Here is a 25422-nt window from a genome sequence, read left to right on the forward strand (position 1 = left end):
GGTTGTGCGCGCTATTTTGCAAGGCGCACCTGAACATCGGCGGAACGGCACCAGGTGTCGCCGTCGAAGTACGCCTGCCCTTGTGCGGCCAGTTTGAGCAAATGCGCGGTTAAGGAGCGCGCCGCCAACCCATGGCGTGCGGGCGGCACGTCACCGTACACATCGGGCACCAAAGCTTCCACCGTGGCCCGCCCGTGGGCGGTGATGGCCGCCAACACGCGGGCTTCGCGTTGCAGGCGGTGTGCCAGGATGCGACGCACCTCGCTGTGCGGGTGGGCCATGAGAAAACCATGCCCGGGCGCCAAGCCGGTCAAAGGCTCGTCCAGCAGCCGTTCCAGCGAGGTGAAGTACTGCCCCATGTCCCCGTCGGGCGGGTTGATGATGACCGTCGAGCTTTGCATGATGTGGTCGCCGGTGAACAGCAACCCGTCCTCCTCCCACAGCCAGCACACATGGTTGCTGGCGTGGCCGGGGGTGTGCAGGGCGCGCAACGTGCAACCCGGGGCGGGCGTGAAGCGATCCCCGTCTTGCACCGCCACATCCGGTTGAAACGCCATGTCCTGCCCCTGCGGGTGCCCGGCGGCGCGCCCCACACAGCGTGCCCCCGTGCGGGCCTTCAAGGCTTGCGCGGCGGGAGAATGATCCCGGTGCGTGTGCGTCACCAAGATGTGCCCCACGCCGGTGGCGCCGAGTGAGTCCACGGCGGCCAGCACCGCGTCCAGGTGCGCGGCGGTGTGAGCGTCATCCGGGCCGGGGTCGATCACGACCGCTGGTTGGCCAGGGCCGCCCAGCACATAGGTGTTGGTGCCTGGCCCCGTCATCACCGAGCCGTTGGCGCAGGTGACGCGCCGCAGGCAGGGCGCCAAGCGGACGATGCGCAGCGGTTGCAAGTCGGCGTGAACATGGCCCTGGCCGGTGGGGTCGAGCCGGCCAATTTCTGCCCAAGCGGGTTCCTCCGGCAAGACAGGGCGCACCCCGCGTGCATCGCGGCCCAAACGTGGCATGTGGCACACCGGCGCGGGTTGCGCCTCCGCCCAGCGCAGGCCGTCGGCCACACAAGCCCAACCGGCCAGGGTGCGCAGCAAACGCCGCGTCACAGGGAGCAGCTTGAGTTGGGTTTCCGGCGCCAAGGCTTGCGTCGGACTCAGCCAAGCCCATTCGGTGACTTCGCCCAAATCGGCCCGGGGCACTTGGTCGGCGGGCATGCGGGCGAGGAAGAAGCGCGTGTCAAACCGCTTCGGGATGCCGTGAGGGGTGAGCCAATGGGCAAAGTAGTGCAGCGCGGAAGCGTCCAGAGACACGGCCACTTCCTCGGCACACTCCCGCACCGCCGCATTGACGTAAGCCCACGCCCCAGCGGGCAACCCCATGCGGGCACTCAGCGCAGCATCAGCAGGAGAGGGCACATCCGGGGCATCGCCGTCCTCCAGCACCCCGCCGGGGAAGACCCAAATCCCGCTGCGCTGATCGCCCTCGCGCTCGGCGCGGCGCAACAACAGCACTTCCAAGCCCTGGGCGCCGTCTCTCAGCAGGATCACACTCGCCGCCCGGCGGGCGCCTTCGGCCGCTTGGGCCAGTTCATCAGCACTCAACGGTTCCAGCATCATGGCATCGTCACGTTTCATCCACCAAAGGGCTGCACGATACACAGCCCGGTGTCGCCTGGCATGATCGTGCCCATGGACGTTCAGACTTGGTTGCGCATCGAGCCCGCAGGCTGGCGCCTGCCCTGGCCTGCGGGGATGACCTTGCTCGAAGCCGCCCAGCACCACGGCGTGCGCTTGCCGCGCTCATGCCGCAACGGGACGTGCCGGGCTTGTTTGTGCCAGCGCACGGCGGGCGCGACGCACCATCGCATCGCTTGGCCGGGGCTGAGTGCCGAGGAACGCGAGGCCGGCTGGATCTTGCCGTGCGTCAGCGACGCCGACGGGCCAGGCGAAGTGGTGATCCACCAACCCGAGGCTCAGCGCGGCATCCCATCGACGAACACCCGCAGTTCGCCCGGGGCAAACGCCGTCCAGGGTTCGTGATCGGTCAGCGGCTCGGTGGCGATGATGGCCACCCGATCCGCTGGCGTGGTGTGTTCTGAGAAATTCACGCTCACCTCGTCATCGCGCAGCCGCGCTTCGCCGAACGGGTGTTGCCGCACCAGCCAGTGCAGTTTGGTGGAGTTGTGGGCCCACAGCGCTTGCCCGTTGGACAGCAGCATGTTGAAGGTGCCGTGGCGGTGCAACTGGGGCATCAGTTCGGCCAGCGTGCGGGTGAGTTCGTCCACTGGTGGCACACAGGCGTGGGATTTGGCCAGCTCTTGCATCAGCCAGCAAAACGCCCGTTCGCTGTCCGTGTCGCCGACGGGGCGGAAAGCGCCGTGCAAACGCGGGTGAAAGTCCACCAAGTTGCCGTTGTGCGCAAACACCCAATACCGCCCCCACAGCTCACGCACGAACGGATGGGTGTTTTCCAAAGCCACCCGGCCTTGCGTGGCCTTGCGGATGTGGGCGATGACGTGGTGGCTGCGGATCGGCCACGTCTTGACCAACTCCGCCACGGGCGACTGGCGGGCGCTGCGCCAATCGACAAAGAGCCGCACGCCCTTGTCTTCAAAAAAACCGATGCCGAAGCCGTCCTTGTGCTCATCGGCGCGCGTGGCCAAGCCGGTGAAGCTGAACATGACATCGGTGGGGGTGTTGGCATTCATGCCCAGCAGTTGGCACATGTCGAACTCGCAAAGAGGAGGGAGGGCACCAGCGCGGCGCACCGGTGGGGCTGTGATTCTAGGAAGCCACGTCAGCGGGTGAAAGCGCTGAGGGGCGGTCTGTCTTGAGGTTGCTCAAGCCACGGGCCCGCCCTTGGCGCGACCATGGGGCAACAAGGAGAAAACCACCTCATGACCACCGCTCCCACTCCCCTCAGCACCGAGCAACGCACGTGGCTCGCCGCGCAACTGCGCGCCCAGTTGCAGGCCCTTGACCGTCAGGTTCATGAGCACCAAGCCGGGCAGACCCGTGTCGAGTACGCCGCCGAGCTGCTCAACCAAGAAGAAGGCGCTCGGCCCCAGCACGATGCGGATCGCGAAATCGCCCTCGAACGGGCCGATCGTGAGCAAATGACCTTGGGCGTCATCAGCCAAGCCTTGGCCCGCATTGACGACCCCGCCTTCGGCCTGTGCGAAGACTGTGAAGAACCCATCGCGTGGGGGCGTTTGCAGCTCGAACCCTGGGCGCTGCGCTGTGTGGCGTGCGAATCGGCCCGCGAAGGCCGCACCGTGCATCACAAGCTCTGACGCAACCTCATGCCCCACCGAACAGGGCGTTCAGATCGGCGGTTTCCGTGTGGCCGACGTGCTGGCCGGGGCCGTCGAGCCAGCGTTGGGTTTCGGCCCGGCCCAAGTCGCGCAGGGCTTCGAAGTATTGACGTTGCACCGCCAAGCGGCTGTGCGGCGCTTGATGCGCCAGGGCCTCGCCGCCGTCCAGCAGGTGGAATCGCCCGGCGCGCAGCAGCCGCTCCGAGCGACGCAGCGCCGGCCACCAACCGCGCCGCGCTTGGGCCTGCCAGTGCCCGAGTTGGCGCAGCTCGGTCAACAGGGGCGCGTTGAATGCCAAATCCAGCGTGCGGGCGTGGATGTCGGCAGCACTGCGCGGGGTGCTCGGGTAACGCCGGGGCATGAGCAGCACCAGCAAGGTGTCGCGCGCGTGCTCATCCAGCAGCAGGGGCAACACAGGAGGATTGGCGCTGTAGCCGCCATCCCAGTACGGTTCCCCGTCGATCCACGTGGGGCGGAACAGCGTGGGTAGGCAAGCGGAGGCCAGCACCATGTCCGGCGTTAACTCGTGCTCGCGGAACAGGCGCAGCCGGCCCGTGTTGGCTTGGGTGGCCGCGATGTACAGCGGCAGCGGACATTCGCGCCGCAGCCGTTCGAAATCAAACTGCTGGTGCAGGAGATCGCGCAACGGGTGCAGATCCAGCGGGTTGGCGTGTTCGGGCGCGAGGTAGTGCGTCCAATGCAGCATCCATTGCGCCAGCGGCGTGAGGCGCGGCGCCAGGGCGTCTGAGCCGGCCAGCACCAGCGTGCCGTCGGGTACGCCAGCGGCCACGGCGTGCCAAAGACGCGTCAGGGCTTCGCGGGCGCCCTCGGGGCCACCTTCCATCCAGCCATGCGCCAACGCCAGGGCATTCATGGCGCCAGCGCTGGTGCCGCTCACCGCCCCAGGATGGCACCGGCCACTGGCCAGCAGCGCATCCAACACGCCCCAGGTGAAGGCGCCATGAGCACCACCACCTTGCAGGGCCAGATTCAGGGTGGGAACGGCCATGCGGTGAAACTCAGACCACCGCTTCGATCTGAGGCATCGACAAACGCGCCTTGGTCAGCGCCATGCCCAGGTTGGCCGATTTGCGGCACACCAGCACCAGCACGTAGTCGGGGTAGCGTTTGCCGCGCAAGAACAGGTGAACCAGGTTGTCACTGTTGATGATGATTTCTTGGAAGTAGTGGTGGCCGTTGTCTTCCGGCAAACCACGTGCGCGCTTGAACAGCGTTTCGATCATCGAAACGTTTTGGCCTTGAAACAAGTCGGCGGTGGCGGCGGCCACCAAGTCGATCACATCGCGTGGATGCGAATCGACGGTTTTGAGCGACAGCAGCATGCCAGTCGTCAAATCCACATAACCGCCGGCGAGACATTCGGGCACGCTGGCGACGGCTTTGGCAAGTTGTTGATCCAGGGGCATGGGGTACCTTGAGGACTTTGAGTGGGTGGGGAGGAAATGAAAATCAATGCTTCAAACACGGCGCCGGAATGATGTTTCCAATTCATGCAAAAACGCTTCCTGCGGAATGGATTGAACATATTCCTTATCGATGTCTCGCAGGCGTTGCAAGGCGGCATCGGCTGCCATGCCTTGGTGAATGAGCCAGCCAGCCACCACGGTGCCGGTTCGTCCCAATCCGGCGCGGCAGTGGACACACAGCACTTCCCCTTGCTCCAGCAAGCGTGTCATGCGGATGGCCAGCATGCGCAACTGATGCACCGACGGGGCTTCGCGGTCGTAGATGGGCAAGTGCAAGTTGCGCAGGCCGTGTTCAGCGAGTTTGGTTTGGGGTAAATCGCCTCGGGTCAACGTGATCAGCATCGTCACGCCCACGGTTTTGAGCGCGACCAAATCCAAATCGATGCCGAGCACCGCACCAGGCAGGGGGGCGGTGCCCAAGCGACCTTGCAGAATCCAACGAAACCCCCGTGGACCTCGGTACTCTGGTTGTGCGTAGGGGTCGGCTTGCTGTTGGGTGTGTGGCAGGTCGTCGTCTTGGGGCGATGCCTCCATGGCGGGCGACGCTTCATCCAGGGGCGGCGGAGCCGATGGGAGCACGCCAGAATCCGGCACAAGCGTCCGCGCTTCTGGGGGGAGTGGTGGTGGTGCAAAGCCTTCGGACAGCGCCTCAATGGGCGCGTCTGGCGCTGCCACGCAGCAACTGCCGGTGCGCACAAACTGCGCGGCCACGTCGTTGGCCGGGGCGGTGAAAAACGTGGCAGCGGACTGCGCGGCTTGCACCCGCCCACCTGCGATCAGGATGATGCATTGCCCCAACTCACGGGCTTGGCGTTGGTTGTGCGTGACCATCAGCACGGGCACATGCGGGGCGATATGGCTCAACAGGGTGCTGACCCGTCGGCAGTCCGCATCAGACAACGTCGAAGTCGGCTCATCAAGCATGAGCAGCGTGGGCCGTGTTGCCAGCTCGCCCAAGATCGCAACGCAGCGCTGCAAACCAACAGGCAGGCGAATCGTTGGGTCTTGCAGGAAAGGCACCAAGTCGGCGCAGCCGTACGCATCCAACAACGCTTGAACTTGCTCGCGCAGCTTGTCTGGGCTGAGTGGGCTGCTGGCTTGGCGGCATCGATCTGCCAGAAAGTCCCCCACCCGTGCGCTGAGGGCACGGGGGTTTTGCACCACCAGGGCAGGGCGGTGGCCCTCCCGCAAGGCTTGGTCGGCCAGCGTGACATGGCCCCATTCACGGTAACGGCGGTTGGCTTGGCTCAACCCCGCCAGCGCACGTACCAAGGTGGATTTACCCGTGCCCGAAGGCCCCATCAGGAGGGTGATACCCGTCGCAGGAACGTCAAAAGACAGCTCGGCGAGGATGACTCGCTCGCCAAAGGCCACACCGAAACCTTCGGCATGGAGAACATGCTGAACCAAGGAAGTTTCCTCCAGAAAAACCGTCCAAACAGAGGCGCGCCGGTCATGGCATCAAGTTGACACCTGTTTGCCAGCTCGCATCGGCGCATCGGGCGCTCGACTTCGCTCTATTTGTGAAAGTTTTTTGATCTGGCTCAGGCTTTACGATTGTGCCTGAGGGTGTCTGCGGATTTACTGACACCCCGATTGTTCACCCACCTAACTTTCGATGCTAGGGGTTGGCGGTGCCTTAGCGCTGCAAAGCTTGCAATGCCAAAGCCACAGAGGCGATGCGAGAGGCCACTGTGTCTGCCCGGCCCGGCAGGGCGATGGGCACGCGCCCGCCCAGCACCACGCCGCAGCTCGACGCCCCCGCCAAGGATTCAAGCTGCTTGGCCAGCATGTCCCCCGCTTCCAGATCGGGCACCACCAGCACATCGGCCTGACCCGCCACCGGCCCGCCCACGCCCTTGAGCGCAGCAGCGGCTTCGGACACGGCGTTGTCAAACGTCAACGGCCCGTCCAGCAGCGCGCCGGTGATTTGCCCGCGATCGGCCATCTTGCACAGCGCGGCGGCTTCCAGGGTCGAAGGCAGGCGCGGCGTGACCTTCTCCAAGGCCGACAAAATCGCCACCTTGGGTTGTGCCAAGCCCAGGGCGTGGGCCAGGTCGATGGCGTTGCGCACGATGTCGGCCTTCACCGGCAAGGTCGGCGCGATGTTGATGGCCGCATCGGTGATGAACAGCGGGCGCGGGTAAGACGGCACCTCCAAGCGGTACACATGCGACAGGTGCCGCCCCGTGCTCAACGCCGCCGCCGCTTGCACCGACTGCATCAGCTCCTCGGTGTACAGGCTGCCCTTGAGCATCAGCTTGACCTCACCGGCCACGGCCAGCTCAACCGCCCGGTCGGCGGCGGCGTGGCTGTGCGGCACGTCTTCGATGCGCACGCCCTCCAGCGACAGTTCCAGCCCCTGCGCCAGCGCCACCAGCCGCTCACGCGGGCCGATCAACACCGGGGTGATGAGCCCGCGCTGCGCCGCTTCCAACGCGCTGCGCAACGCCACTTCGCTGCACGGATGCACCACAGCGCAAGGCTGCGGCGTGGCGTTCTGCGCCAGGCCATTGACCCAGTGAGCCAGCCGGGCTTCCGGGTCGAACAAGTGGATTTCAGGCGTGGCCGGGCGGGGCCGCACGATCTTGCTGCTGGGCGCACGCACCAGGGCTTGACCTTCGACGACCGGTTCGCTCTTCTGGTTCAACACGCTGCACGCCAGGCGCACATTGCGGTTGGTGTCGTTGCGCTCGGCCACTTCGACGATCACGGTGAGCGTGTCACCCACGCGCACCGGGCGCAGGAAGCGCAGGCTTTGCTCCATGTAGATCGTGCCGGCGCCGGGAAACTCGGTGCCCAGCACACTGGAGATGAAGGCTCCGGCCAGCATGCCGTGGGCGATCACGCCATGGAAACGGGTGGATTCGGCGTATGCCACATCCAAGTGCGCCGGGTTGACGTCCCCAGAAACGGCGGCAAACGCTTTGATGTCGTCCATCGTCACCACGCGTTGCATCTGGGCGCGGCGGCCCAGGTGCAGCTCGTCAAAGGTGACGTTTTCGATGGTGGCAGGGGTTGGGGTGTTCATGTGATGCTCTCCTGCCAAGTTCAGCGTACAGCGTGGAAACCACCGTCCACGTACAGCGTTTGCCCGGTCATGCCGGTGGCGTCCGGGCTGACGAGGAAACTGACGCAGCCGCCGATTTCATCCAAGGTCACCAGCCGGCCCAGCGGCGCGGTCTGCTTAGCGTCTTCCATCAAGGCATCGAACTCGGGCAGGCCGGAGGCCGCACGTGTCGGGATCGGGCCGGGCGACACCGCATGTACGCGGATGCCCTTAGATCCCAGCTCCAGCGCCATGTAACGCACCAGCGACTCCAACGCTGCCTTGACCGGGCCCATCAAGCCATAGTTCGGCACGGCTTCATCGGCGCCCAGGTACGTCATGGTGATGAGGGTGCCGCCTCGGGCCATGTGCGGCTCGGTCAGGCGTGCCAGCTCGGCAAACGAGTGGCAAGAAACCTGCATCGCTTGGGCAAAACCAGCGGCGGAAGAATCGACCACGCGGCCAAGCAAGTCGGTTTTGGGGGCGAAGGCAATCGAGTGGATGACAAAGTCCAGCCGACCGAGTTGGCCGACGGCGGCATCCACCAGCGCTTCCAACTCACCGGGATGTTCCACGTTGCAGGTGTGCAACGGGGCGTTGATCGATTCGGCCAGCGGCGCCACGTAGGTGCGCGCTTTTTCGTTCAGGCAAGACAGCACCAATTCGGCGCCACGTGCGTGCAGCACGCGGGCGCAGCCCCAGGCGATGCTATGGTCATTGGCCACCCCAACGACCAGGCCGCGCAGGCCCGTCAGGGGAAGGAAAGAAGGGATGGAAGTCGAAGATGAGGTGTTCATGAGGGATAACCCTAGCAAAAGAAACCCCTAACTTCGGACTTTCCGGTGTCAGCAGAGTGAAATGCTGCGCATTTGCCACTTTGGCTTGACATGCATCAAGCAACAAGATGGGCGAAATGCGCGTGCAAGCTCAGTCGCTGGCTTCTTCGCGCAGCGCGGCCAGCAGTTGTGGCATGTGCAGGATGGCGTGGCGCTGATCGGGCGCATCCAAAATGCCCTCGCGCTTGAGCTGGGACACGATGCGGCTGGCGGTTTCGATCGTCATGTCCAACATGGCGCTCATTTCCAGCCGGGAGGGCAGCCAGACCTCGCTGCCGTCGGCAAACTCACTCAGTTTGAGCAGCAGGCGCAACATGCGATGGCGCGCCGGGCCCGCGCACAGTTCGGTGAGCCATTCGTCGGCGTCGTCCAGGGCGCGTTGCCAGCGGCGCATCATGTCGCGGGCCAGTTCGATTTGGTCTTTGGTTAGATCCTCGACCAGCGAACGCGGCAGGCGGCAGACCTCCACCTCGGTGCATGCCACCGCATCCGCCGCGTAGGACTGGCCGAGCATGGCTTCCATGCCGAGGGTGTCTCCCCGGCCAGCCAGGCGCAGGATGCGGCGCTCGCCGCGCTCGTTGGTGCGTTCCAGCCGCACCACGCCGCTGCGAACGGTGAAGGCGGCAGCACCAGAAATTTGGGCGGCGTACAGCGGTTGCCCCGGTTCAAGCCGGACGGAGGCGATGTGGACGTGAATCCGATCCAGGGCCGAGAGATCCAGGGAGCCGAACAAGGCATGTTTACGGATGCCGCATTCAGCACACACCCGCGCTTGCGGGTTGAACAGCACGGGCTGGAGGGGGTGCAGGGGGATGACGGGAGCCGACGACATAGGGCGGCGAGTATGCCGAAATTCACGTCCCCGTGGCATCCCCGGATATGCCAAGGGTCAGCGCTTGCGGTCTGATTTTTGCAACCAAGCGGGGCTGCGGCGCTCACCTTCGAAAGCGAAGAAGGGTTCGAACTTTTGGCCTTTTTCCAGATGTTGCTGCGAAACAGGGGTGTTGAAGCGAACAGGCGACTTGGTGGTAACGGCAGACTTTTGCATGGTGGGCATCCTCGACCGGCCCGCTCTGATGGGGGCCGTGAGCCGTTAACGGGTGTTTACAAATGTTGGATGACAGGCCCCGTGCAAAAAATGCGCAGAAGCCGACAAACATGCGCTTCGCTATGATCGTCCGCGATGGATTCGAACGTTTCTGCCTCGGGGTGCTTTCGTCACGGACGGCTCAGCGTGCGTGGCGCACGCACCCACAACCTCCAAAACATCGACCTCGATCTGCCCAAAAACGCCCTGGTGGTGATCACCGGCCTGTCGGGTTCGGGCAAATCGAGTTTGGCGTTTGACACGCTGTACGCCGAAGGCCAGCGCCGCTACGTCGAAAGCCTCTCGGCCTACGCCCGGCAGTTTTTGCAGCGCATGGACAAACCGGAGGTGGACAGCATCGAGGGCCTGTCCCCCGCCATCGCCATCGAACAAAAGGCGACGAGCCACAACCCGCGCTCCACCGTGGGCACCGTCACCGAAATCCACGATTACCTGCGCTTGCTCTACGCCCGCGCCGGCACGCCGTTTTGCCCGGAACACGATTTGCCGCTGCAAGCGCAAAGCGTCAGTCAGATGGTCGATGCCGTGCTGGCCCTGCCTGAAGGCACCAAACTGATGGTGCTGGCCCCCGTGGCGCGGGGGCGCAAGGGTGAGTTCACCGAGCTGTTCGAGGCCATGCAGGCCCAAGGTTATGTGCGCTTTCGCATCGATGGCCAGGTGGTCGAAGCGCACGACCTGCCCCCGCTGAAAAAAACCGAAAAGCACGACATCGACGTGGTGGTCGATCGCCTCAAAACCAGCACCGCGATGACACAGCGCCTGGCCGAGAGCTTCGAAGCGGCCTTGGGTTTGGCCGACGGGCGGGCCATCGCGCTGGAAATGGACACGCTGCGCGAGCACCTCTTTTCGTCCAAGTTCGCCTGTCCGGTGTGCAGCCACGCGCTGCCGGAGCTGGAGCCGCGTTTGTTTTCGTTCAACGCCCCGCTGGGCGCCTGCCCGCATTGCGACGGCTTGGGTGTGCAAACGGTGTTTGACCCGGCGCGGGTGGTGGTGGCGCCGGGCCTGTCGCTGGGCGCGGGCGCGATCAAGGGCTGGGAGCGGCGCAATGGCTACACCTTCTCGCTGTTGGAAAGCGTCGGGCGGCATTACGGGGTGGACATCGAGTTGCCCTTCGAGCAACTGCCCGAGGCGTTTCGCCACGTCATCCTGTATGGCTCAGGCGGCGAGGACATCGAGTTTGTTTACAGCGCCGAGGGCAAGCCGGGCAAGATTCGCAGCGTCACCCGGGCGCATCCGTTCGAGGGCGTGATTCCGAATTTTGAGCGCCGTTATCGGGACACCGAATCCGCCGCCGTGCGCGAGGAACTGGCGCGTTACCAAACCGGTCGCCCGTGTCAGCACTGCGGCGGCAGCCGCTTGCGACCCGAAGCGCGGCATGTGTTCATCCCCGGTGAGGCCGGCTGCAAAGGGCTGCCGATTCACGACGTCGGGCGCTTGACGCTGGCCGAAGCCCAAGCCTGGTTTGCCGCGCTGCGCCTGCACGGGGCCCGCGCTGAGATCGCCCGCAAGCTGGTGCAGGAAATCGGCGCCCGGTTGCAGTTTCTCAACGACGTGGGCTTGAACTACCTCAGCCTTGAGCGCAGCGCCGACACGCTTTCCGGCGGCGAAGCCCAGCGCATTCGCCTGGCCAGCCAGATCGGTTCGGGCCTGACGGGGGTGATGTACGTGCTGGACGAACCCAGCATCGGCCTGCACCAGCGCGACAACGCCCGCCTCATCGCCACCCTCCAGCGCCTGCGGGATTTGGGCAACACCGTGCTGGTGGTCGAGCACGACGAAGACATGATCCGCGCCGCCGATCACTGCGTGGACATGGGCCCGGGCGCCGGCCCGCACGGTGGTCGGGTGATGGCCGCCGGCACGCCCGACGAGGTGGCGGCACATCCCGATTCACTCACCGGGCGCTACCTGGGGCGCGTGCTGCGCATTGAGGTGCCCGAGCAGCGCTACACGCCCGACGATTTCGATCCGCCGCGCTGGCTCACGATCCGGGGCGCACGCGGCCACAACTTGAAGAACCTGACGGTGCGGGTGCCGGTGGGGTTGTTCACCTGCGTCACGGGGGTGTCCGGGTCGGGCAAAAGCACGCTGGTGAACGACACGCTGTATGCCGCCGTGGCGCAGCGGCTCTACGGTAGCCACACCGAACCGGCGGCGCACGAGGCCATCGACGGGCTGGACGCTTTCGACAAAGTCATCAACGTCGATCAAAGCCCGATTGGCCGCACGCCGCGCAGCAACCCGGCGACGTACACGGGGCTGTTCACGCCCATCCGCGAGCTGTTCGCCGAGGTGCCGATGGCGCGTGAACGGGGTTACGGCGCTGGGCGCTTCAGCTTCAACGTCGCGGGTGGGCGTTGTGAGGCTTGCCAGGGCGACGGCGTGTTGCGGGTGGAAATGCATTTTTTGCCCGATGTCTACGTGCCGTGCGACGTGTGCCACGGTCGGCGCTACAACCGCGAGACGCTGGAAGTTCAGTACAAAGGCAAGAACATCGCCGAGGTACTGGCGCTGACGGTCGAAGCTGCGCACGCCTTTTTCAGCGCCGTGCCGACGCTGGCGCGCAAGCTGCAAACCTTGCTCGATGTGGGACTGGGTTATTTGACGCTGGGGCAAAGCGCCACGACGCTGTCCGGCGGCGAAGCGCAGCGCGTCAAGCTGGCGCTGGAGCTGTCCAAGCGAGACACGGGGCGCACGCTCTACATCTTGGACGAGCCGACCACAGGCTTGCACTTCCACGACATTCAACTGTTGCTGCGCGTGCTGCACCAGTTGCGGGATGCGGGCAATACGGTGGTGGTGATTGAGCACAACCTCGACGTGATCAAAACCGCCGATTGGTTGATCGACATCGGCCCGGAAGGCGGCGCCGGGGGTGGCTCGGTGGTGGCTGAGGGCGCACCGGAGGCGATCGCGGCGTGTGCGGCCAGCCACACGGGGCGGTTTTTGCGACCGATGTTGGCACTGGACTGAGGCTCAGGGAGCGCAGTGTTACCGTGCCCCATGGCGTTTTTTAATGCGAAGGAGAGTGGAATGAATCGCCGTTGGTTTGCGCTGGCGAGTGTGGCGCTGCTGTCTGCTTGTGCGCAGGTGCCTTCGATTCCGACCGCCCATCGGGGCGCGGATGCGGGGCGGGTCGTGCTGGGTTTTGGGATCGCGGACTTTGAAAAACCGTGGAAAACCGTGGGTTACCGCCACGTCCGACTGCTGATCGAAAAGGAAGGCACCTCCCCAGCGCAGGCGGGGGTGTTGGAGCTGCAATCCCCGCCGCTGTTTTCTCCAGGGGACTATCGCAACGACACGGAAACCGGGCTGGTGCAATCGTTTGACTTGCCGGCTGGGCGCTACCGCATCACCGGGTTCCATCTGGTGTGGGAGGGGGGCTTGAACGGCCAGCTCAAAACCTTTGCCGCACAACCGAGTGTGGCGCTGGCGTTCACGGTGGAGGCGGGGCAGGCCACCTACTTGGGCAACTACCAGCTTCATGCGCTGTCTGAACGCAACGTGTTCGGGCTGCCGACGCCGTTGGGCGGGGTGATGGTGGTGGAAGATCGCTCGGTGGCCGATGTCGCCATGGCCCAGCGCAAGCAGCTCATTCGCGCCACACCCACCAACCAGACGCCCAATGTGGCCAGCTTGCGCCACGCTCAATGGCTGAGCCCTGAGCAAAACGCCGCACGGTTGGCGGGGCGCTGAACCGGGTCACCCGGCGTCGGGCAGAGACAGGCTTTTTTGCCCGCCGTTGAACCAAGCGGCATCGAAACCTTGGTCGAGTTGAACGCAGGCCACCCGGCTGCGTCCGGCTTGGTTGAACTGGGCGATGTGCCGGCTCAAGGCGCCCTCGCTCTCCACCAAGACGTGGTGAATCGACTCACACACGGCTTGGGCGATGAGCTTGATGTCGTCCCGCACCACAGCGCGGGCCATGGCGTCTGGGGCGGGGCGGGCGTGACGCATCAAATCACCGGCCACCATCGCGTGATCGATGTTGAACGGTAGCACCACCCAATGGCGCAGCGGCAACTCGGTCACCGACTGGCGCTGGTGAAACTCCGCCGCCGCCATCACCGACAGATACAGCGTCGCTTTGGTGCGCAGGGCTTCCCGCAGGTAACGCTGGGCGGTTTCGTGCTGAGGCTGGGCCGGATCGACCAGGGCGATCAAAGCGCCGGCGTCCCAGAGCCAGGTGCGGTCGCTGGCGCTCATCCAGCGGCCCCGCGCTGCACATCCAGCCAAGTGGTGATGGGCGGTAGGCCGTGCCAGAGCCGGCTGCCGCGTTGGGTGAGGGCGTCCCACTCCCGCGCATCGAGCCGCCGATCGTGATCGACGAACTCCATCAGTTCCGCGTCCCGGTATTGCCCGGTGTACAAATTGAAGCGGGCACGGATGCGCAGCAGAACGGTTTTGTACAAACGATTGCGGGGCTCACTGGCCAGGCGCGCTTTGTCGGTGGCCACGGTCAGGGACGATCCATCGAACAAACGCAGATGGGCGTTGACCACCGTGCTGCCACCCAGCTCCTCCAACTGGCCGCGCACATACCGCTCGACGTTCACCCAGGCGTCGGCGTCATCGGCCCGAAACTGGGAATCGGCATCGATGACGATGGGCTGCTCCAAGTAACCCGAACGGATTTCCACCCGGTACAACCGCGACCGGTGCGCCCGCGCCTGCCAGCGCAGCACCACTGTGCGACGGCGGGCACTGACCCCGTCCAGCACCGGGGACAGGGTCATGCGGTGCAAGTCATGCACCAACACCGGTTGGATGAAGGGGGTGGTTTGAATCGCCAGCTCGCCGGGTCGGAGGGCGACTTCCAAAGCGGCGGTGTCCAGCCCGTCCGTGTCGCCGCGCAAGAACTGCTCGACTTCTTTGGCGAAGGTGCTCAAGACCGCCAGCGGCACCCGTTCGGCACGTACCGCATAACCGGGTGAGGTGTCTTGTAGCGCAATGCAAATGGCGTGTGAACCCATACCCAAATTTTAGGTGGGCCCAGGCGACACCCATGCACAAAACTTTGCAGCCACCGCCACAGCAGCGACAATCGCGCCCCAGCGGAACGGAGGGTTCCGCCGGTTTCCGACAACACCAATTCCCACCCCACTTCACAGGCCTGCCCCACCATGACCGCCTTGCGCTTTCTGCTCCGAGTCCTGACCATCACTGCTGCTGGTGCTGGGGGTCAGCGTCGCCTTTGCCTGGGCGTGGGATCGCTCGGAGCAGCCGCCCGTCAGCGCTCCCGAGCCGGCCTTGGCCAGCGGCACGGCCCAGCGCTGAGTTGGCGGCGGCCCTGCCGCCAGTGAGGGCGCGTGCGAGGGTGGAACAATCCGCCCCATGACTGCCGCTGATCGCCTCTTCACCCTGTCCGATTTTGATTTTGAACTGCCTCCGGCGCTGATTGCCCAGCATCCCGCCCCGGAGCGCAGTGCTTCGCGCCTGCTGGACGGGCGCGGCGCGGTGCCCGTCGATCGGGTGTTCCGCGACTTGCCGCAACTGCTGGCCCCCGGCGATTTGCTGGTGTTCAACGACACCAAAGTGCTCAAAGCCCGCTTGTTCGGTGAAAAACACACCGGTGGTTCGATCGAGGCCCTGGTGGAGCGCATCCTGCCGCCCGCACAAGGTGAGTCGATGGCCCGTGAGCTGTGGGCGCACGTGCGCGCCAGCAAGTCCCCCAAGCCGGGCAGCGTGATTCGTTTGGGCACCGACCGAGGCCCGGGCTTCGAAGCCGAGGTGCTCGGGCGCGGGGGGCCGGACGATGCGCTGTTCCATCTGCGCGTGGCCGGCAATGCGTTCGATCTGGTCGAACAGCATGGCCATGTGCCCTTGCCGCCCTATATCACCCACGGGGACGCAGCCGAGGACGAGCGCCGCTACCAAACCGTGTTTGCCACCCACCTCGGGGCGGTGGCGGCGCCGACGGCGGCCTTGCATTTTGACGAAGCGTTGCTCGCGGCCCTGGCGGCGCGTGGGGTGTCCACCGCGCGGGTGACGCTGCATGTGGGCGCAGGCACCTTCCAGCCGGTGCGCACCGAAAACCTGGCCGACCACAAAATGCACAGCGAATGGTTCGACGTGCCCCAAACCACGGTGGACGCCCTCCGCGCCACCCGTGCGGCGGGCGGGCGCATCACCTCGGTGGGCACGACGACGTTGCGGGCGTTGGAGTCCGCTGCATGGCAGGAGATGCAGGCCAGCGGCCAAGACTTGCACCGCGCCCGCTCCGGCGAGACGGACATTTTCATCACCCCCGGATTTGAGTTTCGCGTGGTCGATCGGCTCATCACCAATTTCCACCTGCCCAAAAGCACGCTGATGATGCTGGTGAGTGCGCTGGCGGGTTACGAGCGCGTCATGGCCTTGTACCGCCACGCCATTGAGGCGCGCTACCGTTTCTTCAGCTATGGGGACGCGATGCTGCTGGAGCGTCAGGGGTGAGTGAGGCGGCGTTTCGCCAGGCGTGTTTTGTCGAAACGCCGCCCTGGCCGGTGCGCTGGTGGCCTGGCGCGTCGCGCACCTGGGGGTTGGCTCGCACGGCGCTGCATCATTTTTTGACGCTGGCCCCTGAGCGCATCGAGGCCACGCATTGGCAAGCCGTGGCACGTTGTCTGCGTTGGACGGGCGGCGAGGCCGGACGCTGGTTGCGGCCCGTGCGCATCCTCAACCGACAAGAGGCGCTGGCGGATGCGGGTTTGCAACAAACCATGCCCGCGCTGGCGGAGGTGTTGGCCGCGTGCCAAGACGAGTGCGTGGGGTTGAACTGGGTGCGTCAGGCGGCCATGGGGGGGGCGTGCGTGTTGCCCAGCCCGTTCGCTGTCGGCCAGCAGTTGCGCAGCCAAGACAGCCACGAGCTGGACAAGGGCCTGAACGCCCTCCGCTTCGTGGATGCCCAGGCGCGGCAAAGTGTGTTCGTGCTGCAAAACATCAGCTCGGCGGACAGCCTTTACTTGCCGCAGTCGCATATGCTGATTTACTTGGCACACGCCCGCCAAGCCGATGTGCGCAGCCTCTGGCAGGCCCTGTTCACGCGCTTGGCGGCGTGGGGCGCATGGCCTGATCGGGGCAGCATGGCACGGCGCTGGGGCGGGGTGCTGGTGTCGAACCACCGCCCGGGGCATTTTTTCTACGAGAGCCTGTCCGCCCTGGTGAAGCTGGCGCAGGACGAGACCCTGGCCGCGTCGATTCCCGCCCTGATTCAGCGGGAGGATCACGATTTTTACGATCTGGCCCCGGTGTTCCCGGCCTGGCCGCATCGGCGCTGCTCACGCCAGCAGTTGATGGAGGCCAGCCAGCAAGGCACGTGGTTTGTGCATCTGGGGGACAACCCCCACCAGCGCGCCGCCCGCACCGCGCTGTATGACACCCTCGATGCCCGCCTCATGGCCCACGCCCAGGCGCACCCGACCACCGCTGCACGCGAAGCCCTGGCCGCTTTGGACGGCGCCCAGCCCCTTCTGTGGGTCGGTATTGAAGGGCAAAAACGCTGCTGGCTGGAGCAAGAGGACGGCTTGGCGCGGTTGGTGCAGCGGCTGGTCCAGCCCCATCCTCGGCTGGGTGTGGTGATCGACGGCTGGACGTTGCCCTTGACCCCCGGCCCCCGCAACCAAGCCGAAGCGCAAACCGACCGGGCCATCGCCCATCGCCTGCGTGAGCGGTTGCCGTCGGGCGTGCGTTGTGCGGTGCTGGTGGGGGCCGACAGCGCCACCAAGTTGGGCGTGGCGGCGCGGGTGGATTTCTTCGTCACCAATTTTGCGGGCGGCTCGTTGCATGTGTCGCGCCTGGCGCGCCGCCCTGGGGTGGCGCATCTGAGCCAAGCGTTGGGGCGGCACAGTGTGGCCGAAGGGGTGCAACTGCACCCGCACCCCGACGTGCGCTTGTTGCCGCTGCGGTGGGTGGCGGATCGACCGGCCCCGTCGGGCACGCAAGAAATGGCCGCGCTGAGTTATTCGATTGCCCCGGAGGCGCTGTGTGATTTTGTGGCGCCCCGTTTTGAGGCCAGCCTGAGGCCCGCGAAGGCTCCGGCCCCTGTGCGGTTGTTTTTGGAGTTGCCGTTTTGCATTGATCCAGCGGCACGCGAGGCGTTTCGCCGGGCGTGTTTGGGGCGCATGGTGGAGATTTTTCCGACCTTGCCGGGGGCGGATCGCTTGGCCACGCTGGCGGATGAGCCGGCTGAGCGGTGGCAGCGCACCTGGGTGTACGGCCTGTTTCCTGCGAACGAAGCGGCGGCGCTGCCGGGGCCTCACGAATGGTGGTTGTGGTTGGGCGACCCGTTGGTGCGGGCGCAGTTACACACCTTGCAGTTCATGGAGAACGCCCGGCAGCAAGGGCAACATTTGAGTGTGGACGAGGTGCTGTCGGCAGGCCACTGTGCGCTGGACAACCACCTGACCCGTTTTTTGAGCGGGCAAGATGCGCCGTTTGGCGCCTGCGGCCCGACGATGCTGGCCGCTGCCATGGCCCGCCTGTCCCGTGACGTGCGTTTCATCGGCTGGGCCGATGCGTGGGCCGATTCGGTGCAGCGCCTGTGCGCCCTGTTGGATTGGGACGCCGATGTGTTCCCCGCCGAGTTGCCTGCGCCGTGTGTCCCGCCCGGGGCCTTCACCGCAACGCAAACCGAGCGCTTGCGGGCCTGTGTGCAACTGGACGCACAGTTGTACGCCGCAGCGCGCCGGCTTGCTCCAGGTTGGAACATCGCAGGGGATCAGGGTTTGTCCTGATCTGGGGGGAAGTGCTCCATCTTGGCGAAAGCCCATTGAAGCTTGATGTGCCTCAACCAAGCCGGGAAGACGCTTCTTAAGGTGACGTCCCAATGGGTTTGTTTGCTTGAAGGAGAGACGTCATGAATGCTTCAAATGGGTTGCGCCGGATGGGTGGCGTGTGGGTCATGGTGTTGGGCGCATCGGCTGCCCACGCCGCTGGTAACGACGATGCCATGGTCAAGCTGGCCACCACCAGCGGTTGCATGACATGCCACCACATCGAACCCGGTGCGACCGGCCCGAACGGCCTGGCGCCCATTGGCCCGGCGTGGAAGGATGTGGCTGCCAAGTACAAGGGCCAGAAGGATGCCGCCAAGCAGTTGACCGCCACCGTGCTGGCGGGCTCGAACCCGTACGAAAGCCACTGGAAGGGCAAGGTCAGCGGGTTGGCCATGCCGCCCAACAAGGTGGCGATCAACGAGGCCGACGCGGGCAAACTGGTGCAATGGATCTTGGCGCTCAACGACAAGAAGTGAGCCCATGCACCCTGCGGGTGCTGCAACGATCGGAACGCCCCACAGGGGCGTTTTTTCATGGGCGAGTCTGCGCCAGCGACAATCACCCCATGCTGCACTTCGACCTGCTCAAGACCGATGGCCACGCCCGGCGCGGCCGCCTCACCCTCAACCACGGCGTGGTGGAAACGCCCATCTTCATGCCCGTGGGCACTTACGGCACCGTCAAAGGGGTGCTGCCCCAATCGCTGTATGACATGGGTGCCCAAATCATCCTGGGCAACACGTTTCACCTGTGGATGCGCCCCGGGCTGGATGTGATGGCCTCGTTCGGTGGTTTACACGGTTTCGAGAATTGGACGAAACCGATCCTCACCGACTCGGGTGGCTTCCAAGTGTGGAGCTTGGGCGAGATGCGCAAAATCAGCGAAGAAGGCGTGAAATTCGCCTCGCCCGTCAATGGGGACAAGCTGTTTTTGACGCCCGAAGTCAGCATGCAAATCCAGACGGTGCTGAACTCGGACATCGTCATGCAGTTCGACGAATGCACGCCCTACGAAACCAAAGGCCACCTCACCACTGAAAAAGAGGCCCGTTCCTCCATGGAACTGAGCCGGCGTTGGGCCCAGCGCTGCATCACCGAGTTTGAGCGGCTGCAAAACCCGAATGCGCTGTTCGGCATCGTGCAGGGCGGCATGTTTGAGCACCTGCGCCAAGAGTCGCTGGAAGCGCTGGTCGAGATGGATTTGCCCGGCTACGCCATCGGCGGCGTGAGCGTGGGCGAGCCCAAAGAGGACATGCGGCGCATCATGGCGCACACCCCACACCGCCTGCCCGCGCACAAGCCGCGTTATCTGATGGGCGTGGGCACGCCGGAAGATTTGGTGGAAGGCGTGGCCTGTGGCGTGGACATGTTCGATTGCGTCATGCCCACGCGCAATGCGCGCAACGGCCATCTGTTCACGCGCTTTGGTGATTTGAAAATCCGCAATGCGCGTCACAAGTCGGACCATCGGCCCATCGACGAAACCTGCACCTGCTATGCCTGCAAAGGCGATGGCCACAGCGGGGGATTTAGCCGGGCTTATCTGCACCACCTGGATCGCTGCGGCGAAATGCTCGGCCCGATGCTGGCCACGATCCACAACCTGCACTACTACCTGAACCTGATGACCGAGGTGCGGGCGGCGCTGGATGCGGGCACCTTCCAGCAATTCCGTCAACAGTTCGCGGCGGATCGGGCGCGGGGCGTCTAAAGGGACGCCGTGGGCGCTGGCTGGGCTTGCCGATGCACCAGAAAGGTGCGAATGATCGGTCAAACCTGGCGTGACGGGGGGTGTAACAGGGCGTATCGTTGGCATGGCGGTTGCGGAATCCGGGGTTTCATAACCTCTCTGGGAATGCAGCCATGTCCACCGCACACGACGATCCCTATGACGCTGACCGCCCCCTGCGCCTGCGTTGCGCTTGTGGGCAAGTCCATGGCGATGCCGTGCCCTCGTGCCCCAGCGATGCCGAACAGGCCAGCCAGCGTTTCATCGAGCGCGTGCTGGTCAAAGCCTTGTTCCCGGACGACAACACCCGGCGCCATTTCCTGCGCGCTGTAGGTCGCAACACGGCTCGGGCGGCCATCGCCAGCGTGTTGCCCTTGGCCAGTTTGCAGGCCATGGCCCAAGAGCGCGGCCCGCTGGAAAAAACCAAACTGAAGGTGGGTTTCGTGCCGATCACCTGTGCCACGCCTTTGATCATGGCGCACCCGATGGGGCTGTACCGTGCGCAAGGGCTGGAGGTGGAGTTGGTGCGCACCCCCGGGTGGGGGGCGGTGCGCGAGCGCATGCTCAAAAACGAGTACGACGCTTCGCATTTCCTATCGCCCATGCCGCTGGCCATGACCTTGGGCTTGGGCTCACCCGCCATGCCCATGAACGTGGCGACGATCCAAAACATCAACGGCCAAGCCATCACCCTGGCGAACAAACACAAGAACAACCGCGATCCCCACAACTGGAAGGGCTTGCGCTTCGGGATCCCCTTTGAATACTCGATGCACAACTTCTTGTTGCGCTACTACTTGGCCGAGGCTGGGCTGCATCCCGACAAGGACGTGCAACTGGTGATCGTGCCGCCCCCAGAGATGGTCAGCCAACTCAAAGCCGGCACCATCGACGGCTTCCTGGGCCCCGACCCGTTCAACCAGCGCGCCGTGTTCGACGGCGTCGGTTTCATTCACCTGCTGAGCAAACAAATTTGGGACGGCCACCCCTGCTGCGCTTTCGGCGTGAGTGATGCCTTCACCGCCCAGGCGCCCAACACGTTTGCGGCGCTGTACCGGGCGATCATCAACTCCTCGCTGATGGCCAGCATCCCGCAAAACCGCGAGGCCATTGCCCGGGCGATTGCCCCTGCACCCTACCTCAACCAGCCAGTCGAGGTGTTGACGGATGTGCTGGTGGGTAAGTTCGACGATGGCTTGGGCACCGTGCGCAGCATGCCCGATCGTGCATCGTTCGACCCCATGCCTTGGCAGAGCATGGCCGTGTGGATGCTGACGCAAATGAAGCGCTGGGGCTACGTCAAGGGCCCCGTCAACTACCAGCAGATCGCCGAACAGGTGTTCATGTTGACGGATGCCAAGAAGCAGATGTCCCAAGCTGGGTGGCGTCCGCCGGAAGGGGGGTATCGGAAATTCAAGGTGATGGGCAAAGAGTTCGACCCAACCCAGCCCGATGCCTATTTGAGTAGCTTCAGTATCAGCCGCAGCGCTTGAGCGTGCGCTGAAAGCGCACCCCGTTGGTCACGTAGTGGCGTGCGCTGCGTTGCAGCCCAGCGATTTGCGCTTCGCTGAGTTCGCGTTTGACCACGGCGGGGCTGCCGACGATCAACACCCCGTCCGGGAACACCTTGCCTTCGGTGACGAGGGCACCTGCACCCACCAAGCAGTTCCGGCCAATGCGGGCGCCGTTGAGCACGATGGCACCAATGCCGATCAGCGAGCCATCCCCCACCGTGCAGCCGTGCAGCACAGCCCGGTGGCCGACGGTGACGTTCTCCCCCAGCGTCAATGGTTGGCCCGGATCGGCGTGCATGATCACGGCCTCTTGCACGTTGCTGCCCGCCCCGATGCGCACAGGTTCCGGCTGATCGCCACGGATGACGGTGGTCGGCCAGATGCTGACGTGCTCACCCAACGCCACCCGGCCAATCACTTCGGCCGATTCGGCGATCCACGCCGAGTCGGGCACCTGTGGAGCGATGCCATCCAATTCATAAAGCGCCATGCAAGTCTCCTGATTGATCGGTCAGAAAGACGATAACAGCCCATTCAGCAAGCCACTGGCAGCCCCATTGGCGGGTGCAGGAACCGGTGTGGGCGCCGCCGGTGCGGTCGCCGAAGCTGCCGGGGCCGCGTCAGATGCAGCAGAGGCGGCAACACTCGGATCCGGTACTTCCACCCCCACGCCACGCACCATGCCACCCTCGGCAAACTCGCTGTAGCGCCAGTCCCCCCCGACGTTCACCACGTCTTCGGGCGGCACATAACTCTGAACCGCCACCCCACGCAGGGCACGCTCCATGTAACTGATCCACACCGGCAGGGACAGCCCCCCACCCGTCTCGCGTGAGCCCAGGCTGCGCGGGTCGTCATAGCCCATCCAGACCACGGCGGCCACGCCGGGCTGGAATCCGGCGAACCAAGCGTCTACCGCATCGTTGGTCGTGCCTGTTTTGCCGAACAGGTCGGGGCGCTTGAGCGTGCCTTGTGCCCGTGCTGCTGTGCCGCTGCGGGTGACTTCTTGCAACAGACTGTCCACGATGAACACGTTGCGCGCTGGCACGACGCGCAGTTCTTCGCTCAATGGCGGGGCCGGGGGCGCCTGGAACAACACCTTGCCGTTGCTGCCCACGATGCGCTCAATCACCACCGGATCGACACGGAAGCCCCCATTGGCGAAGATCGAATAACCCGCCGCCATTTGCAAAGGGGTCACACTGCCGGCGCCCAGGGCCAAGGTGAGGTTATCGGGGTGCCTATCGGCCTCAAAACCGAAGCGGCTGACCCATTGCCGGGCGTTGCCGACGCCCATCATCTGCACCAGACGAATGCTCACCAAGTTCTTGGATTTGGCCAAGGCGCGGCGCAAACTCATCGGCCCATCGAACTGGCCATCGGAGTTTTGCGGGCTCCAGTCGCCGATGGTGAGCGGGGCATCGTTGACCAGCGTCGCGGGCATGATGCCGTGCTCCAGCGCGGCCGAGTACAAAAACGGCTTGAAACTCGAACCCGGCTGGCGCCACGCTTGGGTGACGTGGTTGAACTTCTGCCGCGTAAAGTCAAACCCCCCGACCAGCGCTCGGATGCGCCCCGTGGCGGGCGTCATGGCGACAATGGCCCCCTGTGCCTGCGGCCATTGCGCGATTTGCCACCCAGTTTTGGGGTGCTGGGTCAGGCGCAGGATGGCCCCTCGGCGGATCGCCAACGCGGGGGGCGCCTTGGGGGACAGCCCTGTTTGCCCTGGCTTGAGCCCGTCGCCGGTGATTTTGACCATCTCACCCGTGGCCAACTGCGCCACGATTTCGCGGGGGCCAGCTTGATGCACCAAGGCCACCCGCAGATCTTCATCGTCGCGCTGTTCCTTGAGGATTTGCGCAGCAGCGGCTTCGACAGCAGCAGGATCGTCTGGCAGATCTTCCTGGTTTTCGGGGCCGCGCCAGGCTTGTTTGCGCTCGTGATCCAGAATGCCCCGGCGCAGTGCGCTCCAAGCGGCCTGTTGTTCAGCCGCGACCAGCGAGGTGTAAACCTGGATGCCCTGGGTATAAGCTTCCTCTCCAAATTGCTCGTATACCGCCTTGCGTGCCATTTCAGCGACGTATTCGGCATGCACCGTCACTTGGGGGCGGGTTTGCAATTGCAGGGTTTGGGCTTTGGCTGCGTCGTGAGCGGCTTGGTCGATCGCGCCGGTTTCAAGCATCCGCATCAGCACAACGTGTTGCCGTGTGGTGGCTTTGGCCAAATTGGTGATGGGGTTGGCAAATGCCGGGTTTTGCGGCAACCCCGCGAGCATGGCCATTTCGGCCACCGACAATTCTTTGAGCGGCTTGCCAAAGTAAACCTGAGCGGCTGCGCCAAAACCATAAGCGCGTTGCCCGAGGTAAATCTGGTTCATGTACAGCTCTAGGATGCGATCCTTGCTGAGCTGCTGCTCGATTTTGATGGCCAGCAGGGCTTCTTTGAACTTGCGTTCAAACGTACGCTGCGAGGACAGGAAAAAATTCCGGGCCACCTGCTGGGTGATGGTCGAGGCCCCTTGGCGTCGCCCCCCGCTCAGATTCACCCACACAGCACGGGCAATGCCCTTCACATCCAGCCCACTGTGTTCGTGAAACCGTGCATCCTCGACCGCCAGCACCGCCGCTTGCATCATGGGCGGAATTTGTTCGATGGGCAAAAACTGGCGGCGCTCGGAGCCAAACTGCGCGATTTCGACGCCGTCGCTGGTGAACACTTGCAAGGGCAAGCGGGGCTGGTATTCCGTGACCCGATCCAGCTCAGGCAGCTCGGGGTAGTAGCGGGCCACCGCCACGGCGATGACCATCGTCAACACCAGCGCCAAGCCAACCAGCACTGAAGCCAAGCCGACGATCCAGCGACGCGGGGAGGGAGAAGGGCGCTCGGTCATAAGGGCAGGCGATGACGCAAATGGGGCGGATTATCCCCAGCGTGCCCCAGACACCGCTCCTCAGACTGTGGGATGTGTGTCGATGAAACTCGTGCGCGCCCTGAGCCGGTCAGACAAGCGCGCCAGATTGGCGTATTGGCCTCGCCATGACACGTCAGGGAAGCGGAAATCCAAGTAACCCAGGGCGCAGCCCACGGCGATATCGGCCAAGCTCAGGTGGATGCCGGTGCAGTAGGGGGTGTCCCCCAGGTTGCGGCTCATGGTGCGCAGGGCAGCGTCCACCCGCACCATTTGGCGGTCAATCCAGGCTTGGCAGCGTTGCAAGTCGGTGCGGCCCGACCATGTAGCTTCCATGCGGGCCGCCACCAAGGCGTCCAAGATGCCGTCGGCCAGGGCTTCCCAAGTACGCACTTCAGCCCGCTCACGCCCGCTGCCGGGGATGAGTTTGCCCACGGGGGACAGGGTGTCCATGTACTCGACGATGACACGCGAGTCGTAAAGCACCTCGCCGGATTCCATCACCAGACAGGGAATTTTGCCCAATGGATTGATCGCCAGGATGGCGTCCGACCCCCAGACGTCCTCCTGCACGAACTGGCAATCCAGCTTTTTTTCGGCCAGCACGATCCGGACTTTGCGGACATAGGGGCTGGTGAGCGAGCCGATCAGTTTCATTTTCATGTGTGCGTGGGGCCTGAGTGATGTGTGTGCCGCGACCTACCCTGAGGCGGGCGATTCTAACCAGCGTC

At 64.6% G+C, this 25422-nt stretch carries 23 protein-coding genes; 9 read left to right on the plus strand and 14 right to left on the minus strand.

The window, feature by feature from the left end; translation table 11 throughout:
• Positions 1 to 11 precede the first annotated feature (11 nt).
• Positions 12 to 1625, minus strand: a complete 1614-nt coding sequence (locus VITFI_RS04410; protein WP_198301615.1) for an MBL fold metallo-hydrolase — start codon at positions 1623 to 1625, stop codon at positions 12 to 14.
• A gap of 54 nt (positions 1626 to 1679) precedes the next feature.
• On the opposite strand from VITFI_RS04410, the gene VITFI_RS04415 reads away from it, so the two are divergent.
• On the plus strand, positions 1680 to 2030 hold the full coding sequence (locus VITFI_RS04415) for a 2Fe-2S iron-sulfur cluster-binding protein (RefSeq protein ID WP_089417964.1): 351 nt from the start codon (positions 1680 to 1682) through the stop codon (positions 2028 to 2030).
• Here the strand turns inward: VITFI_RS04415 and VITFI_RS04420 are convergent.
• Positions 1964 to 2716: a class II glutamine amidotransferase gene (locus VITFI_RS04420; protein ID WP_089415958.1), complete on the minus strand. Its 753-nt coding sequence runs from the start codon at positions 2714 to 2716 to the stop codon at positions 1964 to 1966. The two genes, VITFI_RS04415 and VITFI_RS04420, sit on opposite strands and share 67 nt — an antisense overlap.
• A gap of 171 nt (positions 2717 to 2887) precedes the next feature.
• Here VITFI_RS04420 and VITFI_RS04425 point away from each other — a divergent pair, with 171 nt between their 5' ends.
• Positions 2888 to 3283, plus strand: a complete 396-nt coding sequence (locus tag VITFI_RS04425; protein WP_157725563.1) for a TraR/DksA family transcriptional regulator — start codon at positions 2888 to 2890, stop codon at positions 3281 to 3283.
• Positions 3284 to 3290: 7 nt separating this feature from the next.
• On the opposite strand, the gene VITFI_RS04430 is transcribed toward VITFI_RS04425, so the two are convergent.
• The 7 genes from VITFI_RS04430 to VITFI_RS17835 form a co-directional block, all read right to left on the minus strand.
• Complete coding sequence (locus tag VITFI_RS04430) at positions 3291 to 4313, minus strand: patatin-like phospholipase family protein (RefSeq protein WP_089415960.1); 1023 nt, start codon at positions 4311 to 4313, stop codon at positions 3291 to 3293.
• 10 nt (positions 4314 to 4323) lie between these two features.
• Positions 4324 to 4731 (minus strand): hypothetical protein, encoded by a 408-nt coding sequence (locus VITFI_RS04435; protein ID WP_089415961.1) that lies wholly within the window; start codon positions 4729 to 4731, stop codon positions 4324 to 4326.
• 51 nt (positions 4732 to 4782) lie between these two features.
• The gene (locus tag VITFI_RS04440; RefSeq protein WP_089415962.1) at positions 4783 to 6201 is read right to left on the minus strand and encodes a phosphatase domain-containing putative toxin; all 1419 of its coding nucleotides are present in this window, start codon (positions 6199 to 6201) and stop codon (positions 4783 to 4785) included.
• Positions 6202 to 6430: 229 nt separating this feature from the next.
• Positions 6431 to 7822, minus strand: coding sequence for a bifunctional enoyl-CoA hydratase/phosphate acetyltransferase (locus VITFI_RS04445; RefSeq protein WP_089415963.1), 1392 nt, complete (start codon positions 7820 to 7822; stop codon positions 6431 to 6433).
• 20 nt (positions 7823 to 7842) lie between these two features.
• A complete protein-coding gene (fabI, locus tag VITFI_RS04450; RefSeq protein ID WP_089415964.1) occupies positions 7843 to 8637 on the minus strand; it encodes an enoyl-ACP reductase FabI in 795 nt (264 codons plus the stop codon).
• Positions 8638 to 8767: 130 nt separating this feature from the next.
• On the minus strand, positions 8768 to 9508 hold the full coding sequence (locus tag VITFI_RS04455) for a Crp/Fnr family transcriptional regulator (RefSeq protein ID WP_198301616.1): 741 nt from the start codon (positions 9506 to 9508) through the stop codon (positions 8768 to 8770).
• Positions 9509 to 9565: 57 nt separating this feature from the next.
• Positions 9566 to 9724 carry a hypothetical protein gene (locus VITFI_RS17835; RefSeq protein ID WP_157725564.1) on the minus strand — a complete coding sequence of 53 codons (159 nt, stop codon included), beginning with the start codon at positions 9722 to 9724 and terminating at the stop codon, positions 9566 to 9568.
• Between the two features lie 135 nt (positions 9725 to 9859).
• Between VITFI_RS17835 and uvrA the strand changes: the two genes are divergently transcribed.
• Both uvrA and VITFI_RS04465 read left to right on the plus strand, forming a co-directional pair.
• Positions 9860 to 12757: an excinuclease ABC subunit UvrA gene (uvrA, locus tag VITFI_RS04460; RefSeq protein WP_089415966.1), complete on the plus strand. Its 2898-nt coding sequence runs from the start codon at positions 9860 to 9862 to the stop codon at positions 12755 to 12757.
• A gap of 60 nt (positions 12758 to 12817) precedes the next feature.
• Positions 12818 to 13480: a hypothetical protein gene (locus VITFI_RS04465; RefSeq protein ID WP_089415967.1), complete on the plus strand. Its 663-nt coding sequence runs from the start codon at positions 12818 to 12820 to the stop codon at positions 13478 to 13480.
• Between the two features lie 6 nt (positions 13481 to 13486).
• Here VITFI_RS04465 and VITFI_RS04470 read toward each other — a convergent pair whose 3' ends face one another.
• Positions 13487 to 13990 carry a PIN domain-containing protein gene (locus VITFI_RS04470; protein ID WP_089415968.1) on the minus strand — a complete coding sequence of 168 codons (504 nt, stop codon included), beginning with the start codon at positions 13988 to 13990 and terminating at the stop codon, positions 13487 to 13489.
• The gene (locus tag VITFI_RS04475; RefSeq protein ID WP_089415969.1) at positions 13987 to 14757 is read right to left on the minus strand and encodes a hypothetical protein; all 771 of its coding nucleotides are present in this window, start codon (positions 14755 to 14757) and stop codon (positions 13987 to 13989) included. The genes VITFI_RS04470 and VITFI_RS04475 overlap by 4 nt, the downstream gene beginning before the upstream one ends.
• A 361-nt stretch (positions 14758 to 15118) precedes the next feature.
• Between VITFI_RS04475 and queA the strand changes: the two genes are divergently transcribed.
• From queA to VITFI_RS04500, 5 genes are all read left to right on the plus strand, one after another.
• Positions 15119 to 16219 carry a tRNA preQ1(34) S-adenosylmethionine ribosyltransferase-isomerase QueA gene (queA, locus tag VITFI_RS04480; protein WP_089415970.1) on the plus strand — a complete coding sequence of 367 codons (1101 nt, stop codon included), beginning with the start codon at positions 15119 to 15121 and terminating at the stop codon, positions 16217 to 16219.
• Entirely contained in the window at positions 16216 to 18498 is a 2283-nt protein-coding gene (locus VITFI_RS04485) for a hypothetical protein (protein ID WP_089415971.1), read from the plus strand. The genes queA and VITFI_RS04485 overlap by 4 nt, the downstream gene beginning before the upstream one ends.
• A gap of 122 nt (positions 18499 to 18620) precedes the next feature.
• A complete protein-coding gene (locus tag VITFI_RS04490; RefSeq protein ID WP_089415972.1) occupies positions 18621 to 19016 on the plus strand; it encodes a c-type cytochrome in 396 nt (131 codons plus the stop codon).
• Between the two features lie 89 nt (positions 19017 to 19105).
• Positions 19106 to 20251, plus strand: a complete 1146-nt coding sequence (tgt, locus tag VITFI_RS04495; protein WP_089417965.1) for a tRNA guanosine(34) transglycosylase Tgt — start codon at positions 19106 to 19108, stop codon at positions 20249 to 20251.
• Between the two features lie 152 nt (positions 20252 to 20403).
• Complete coding sequence (locus VITFI_RS04500; RefSeq protein ID WP_089415973.1) at positions 20404 to 21762, plus strand: CmpA/NrtA family ABC transporter substrate-binding protein; 1359 nt, start codon at positions 20404 to 20406, stop codon at positions 21760 to 21762.
• Here the strand turns inward: VITFI_RS04500 and VITFI_RS04505 are convergent.
• Genes VITFI_RS04505 through VITFI_RS04515 form a run of 3 tightly spaced genes read right to left on the minus strand, consistent with a single transcriptional unit; the run spans position 21746 to position 25354 of the window.
• Entirely contained in the window at positions 21746 to 22273 is a 528-nt protein-coding gene (locus tag VITFI_RS04505; RefSeq protein ID WP_089415974.1) for a gamma carbonic anhydrase family protein, read from the minus strand. The two genes, VITFI_RS04500 and VITFI_RS04505, sit on opposite strands and share 17 nt — an antisense overlap.
• 21 nt (positions 22274 to 22294) lie before the next feature.
• Entirely contained in the window at positions 22295 to 24673 is a 2379-nt protein-coding gene (locus tag VITFI_RS04510) for a penicillin-binding protein 1A (RefSeq protein ID WP_089415975.1), read from the minus strand.
• Positions 24674 to 24733: 60 nt separating this feature from the next.
• Positions 24734 to 25354 (minus strand): glutathione S-transferase family protein, encoded by a 621-nt coding sequence (locus tag VITFI_RS04515; RefSeq protein WP_232476667.1) that lies wholly within the window; start codon positions 25352 to 25354, stop codon positions 24734 to 24736.
• Positions 25355 to 25422 lie beyond the last annotated feature (68 nt).

The sequence above is a fragment of the Vitreoscilla filiformis genome (assembly GCF_002222655.1).
GTDB lineage: Bacteria > Pseudomonadota > Gammaproteobacteria > Burkholderiales > Burkholderiaceae_C > Ideonella > Ideonella filiformis.

Excerpts from the sequence above, each read along its gene's own strand:
- VITFI_RS04410 (WP_198301615.1), bottom strand. The coding sequence starts at position 1,625 with ATGAAACGTGACGATGCCATGATGCTGGAACCGTTGAGTGCTGATGAA.
- VITFI_RS04415 (WP_089417964.1), top strand. The coding sequence starts at position 1,680 with ATGGACGTTCAGACTTGGTTGCGCATCGAGCCCGCAGGCTGGCGCCTG.
- VITFI_RS04420 (WP_089415958.1), bottom strand. The coding sequence starts at position 2,716 with ATGTGCCAACTGCTGGGCATGAATGCCAACACCCCCACCGATGTCATG.
- VITFI_RS04425 (WP_157725563.1), top strand. The coding sequence starts at position 2,888 with ATGACCACCGCTCCCACTCCCCTCAGCACCGAGCAACGCACGTGGCTC.
- VITFI_RS04430 (WP_089415960.1), bottom strand. The coding sequence starts at position 4,313 with ATGGCCGTTCCCACCCTGAATCTGGCCCTGCAAGGTGGTGGTGCTCAT.
- VITFI_RS04435 (WP_089415961.1), bottom strand. The coding sequence starts at position 4,731 with ATGCCCCTGGATCAACAACTTGCCAAAGCCGTCGCCAGCGTGCCCGAA.
- VITFI_RS04445 (WP_089415963.1), bottom strand. The coding sequence starts at position 7,822 with ATGAACACCCCAACCCCTGCCACCATCGAAAACGTCACCTTTGACGAG.
- fabI (WP_089415964.1), bottom strand. The coding sequence starts at position 8,637 with ATGAACACCTCATCTTCGACTTCCATCCCTTCTTTCCTTCCCCTGACG.
- VITFI_RS04455 (WP_198301616.1), bottom strand. The coding sequence starts at position 9,508 with ATGTCGTCGGCTCCCGTCATCCCCCTGCACCCCCTCCAGCCCGTGCTG.
- VITFI_RS17835 (WP_157725564.1), bottom strand. The coding sequence starts at position 9,724 with ATGCAAAAGTCTGCCGTTACCACCAAGTCGCCTGTTCGCTTCAACACC.
- uvrA (WP_089415966.1), top strand. The coding sequence starts at position 9,860 with ATGGATTCGAACGTTTCTGCCTCGGGGTGCTTTCGTCACGGACGGCTC.
- VITFI_RS04465 (WP_089415967.1), top strand. The coding sequence starts at position 12,818 with ATGAATCGCCGTTGGTTTGCGCTGGCGAGTGTGGCGCTGCTGTCTGCT.
- VITFI_RS04470 (WP_089415968.1), bottom strand. The coding sequence starts at position 13,990 with ATGAGCGCCAGCGACCGCACCTGGCTCTGGGACGCCGGCGCTTTGATC.
- VITFI_RS04475 (WP_089415969.1), bottom strand. The coding sequence starts at position 14,757 with ATGGGTTCACACGCCATTTGCATTGCGCTACAAGACACCTCACCCGGT.
- queA (WP_089415970.1), top strand. The coding sequence starts at position 15,119 with ATGACTGCCGCTGATCGCCTCTTCACCCTGTCCGATTTTGATTTTGAA.
- VITFI_RS04490 (WP_089415972.1), top strand. The coding sequence starts at position 18,621 with ATGAATGCTTCAAATGGGTTGCGCCGGATGGGTGGCGTGTGGGTCATG.
- tgt (WP_089417965.1), top strand. The coding sequence starts at position 19,106 with ATGCTGCACTTCGACCTGCTCAAGACCGATGGCCACGCCCGGCGCGGC.
- VITFI_RS04500 (WP_089415973.1), top strand. The coding sequence starts at position 20,404 with ATGTCCACCGCACACGACGATCCCTATGACGCTGACCGCCCCCTGCGC.
- VITFI_RS04505 (WP_089415974.1), bottom strand. The coding sequence starts at position 22,273 with ATGGCGCTTTATGAATTGGATGGCATCGCTCCACAGGTGCCCGACTCG.
- VITFI_RS04510 (WP_089415975.1), bottom strand. The coding sequence starts at position 24,673 with ATGACCGAGCGCCCTTCTCCCTCCCCGCGTCGCTGGATCGTCGGCTTG.
- VITFI_RS04515 (WP_232476667.1), bottom strand. The coding sequence starts at position 25,354 with ATGAAAATGAAACTGATCGGCTCGCTCACCAGCCCCTATGTCCGCAAA.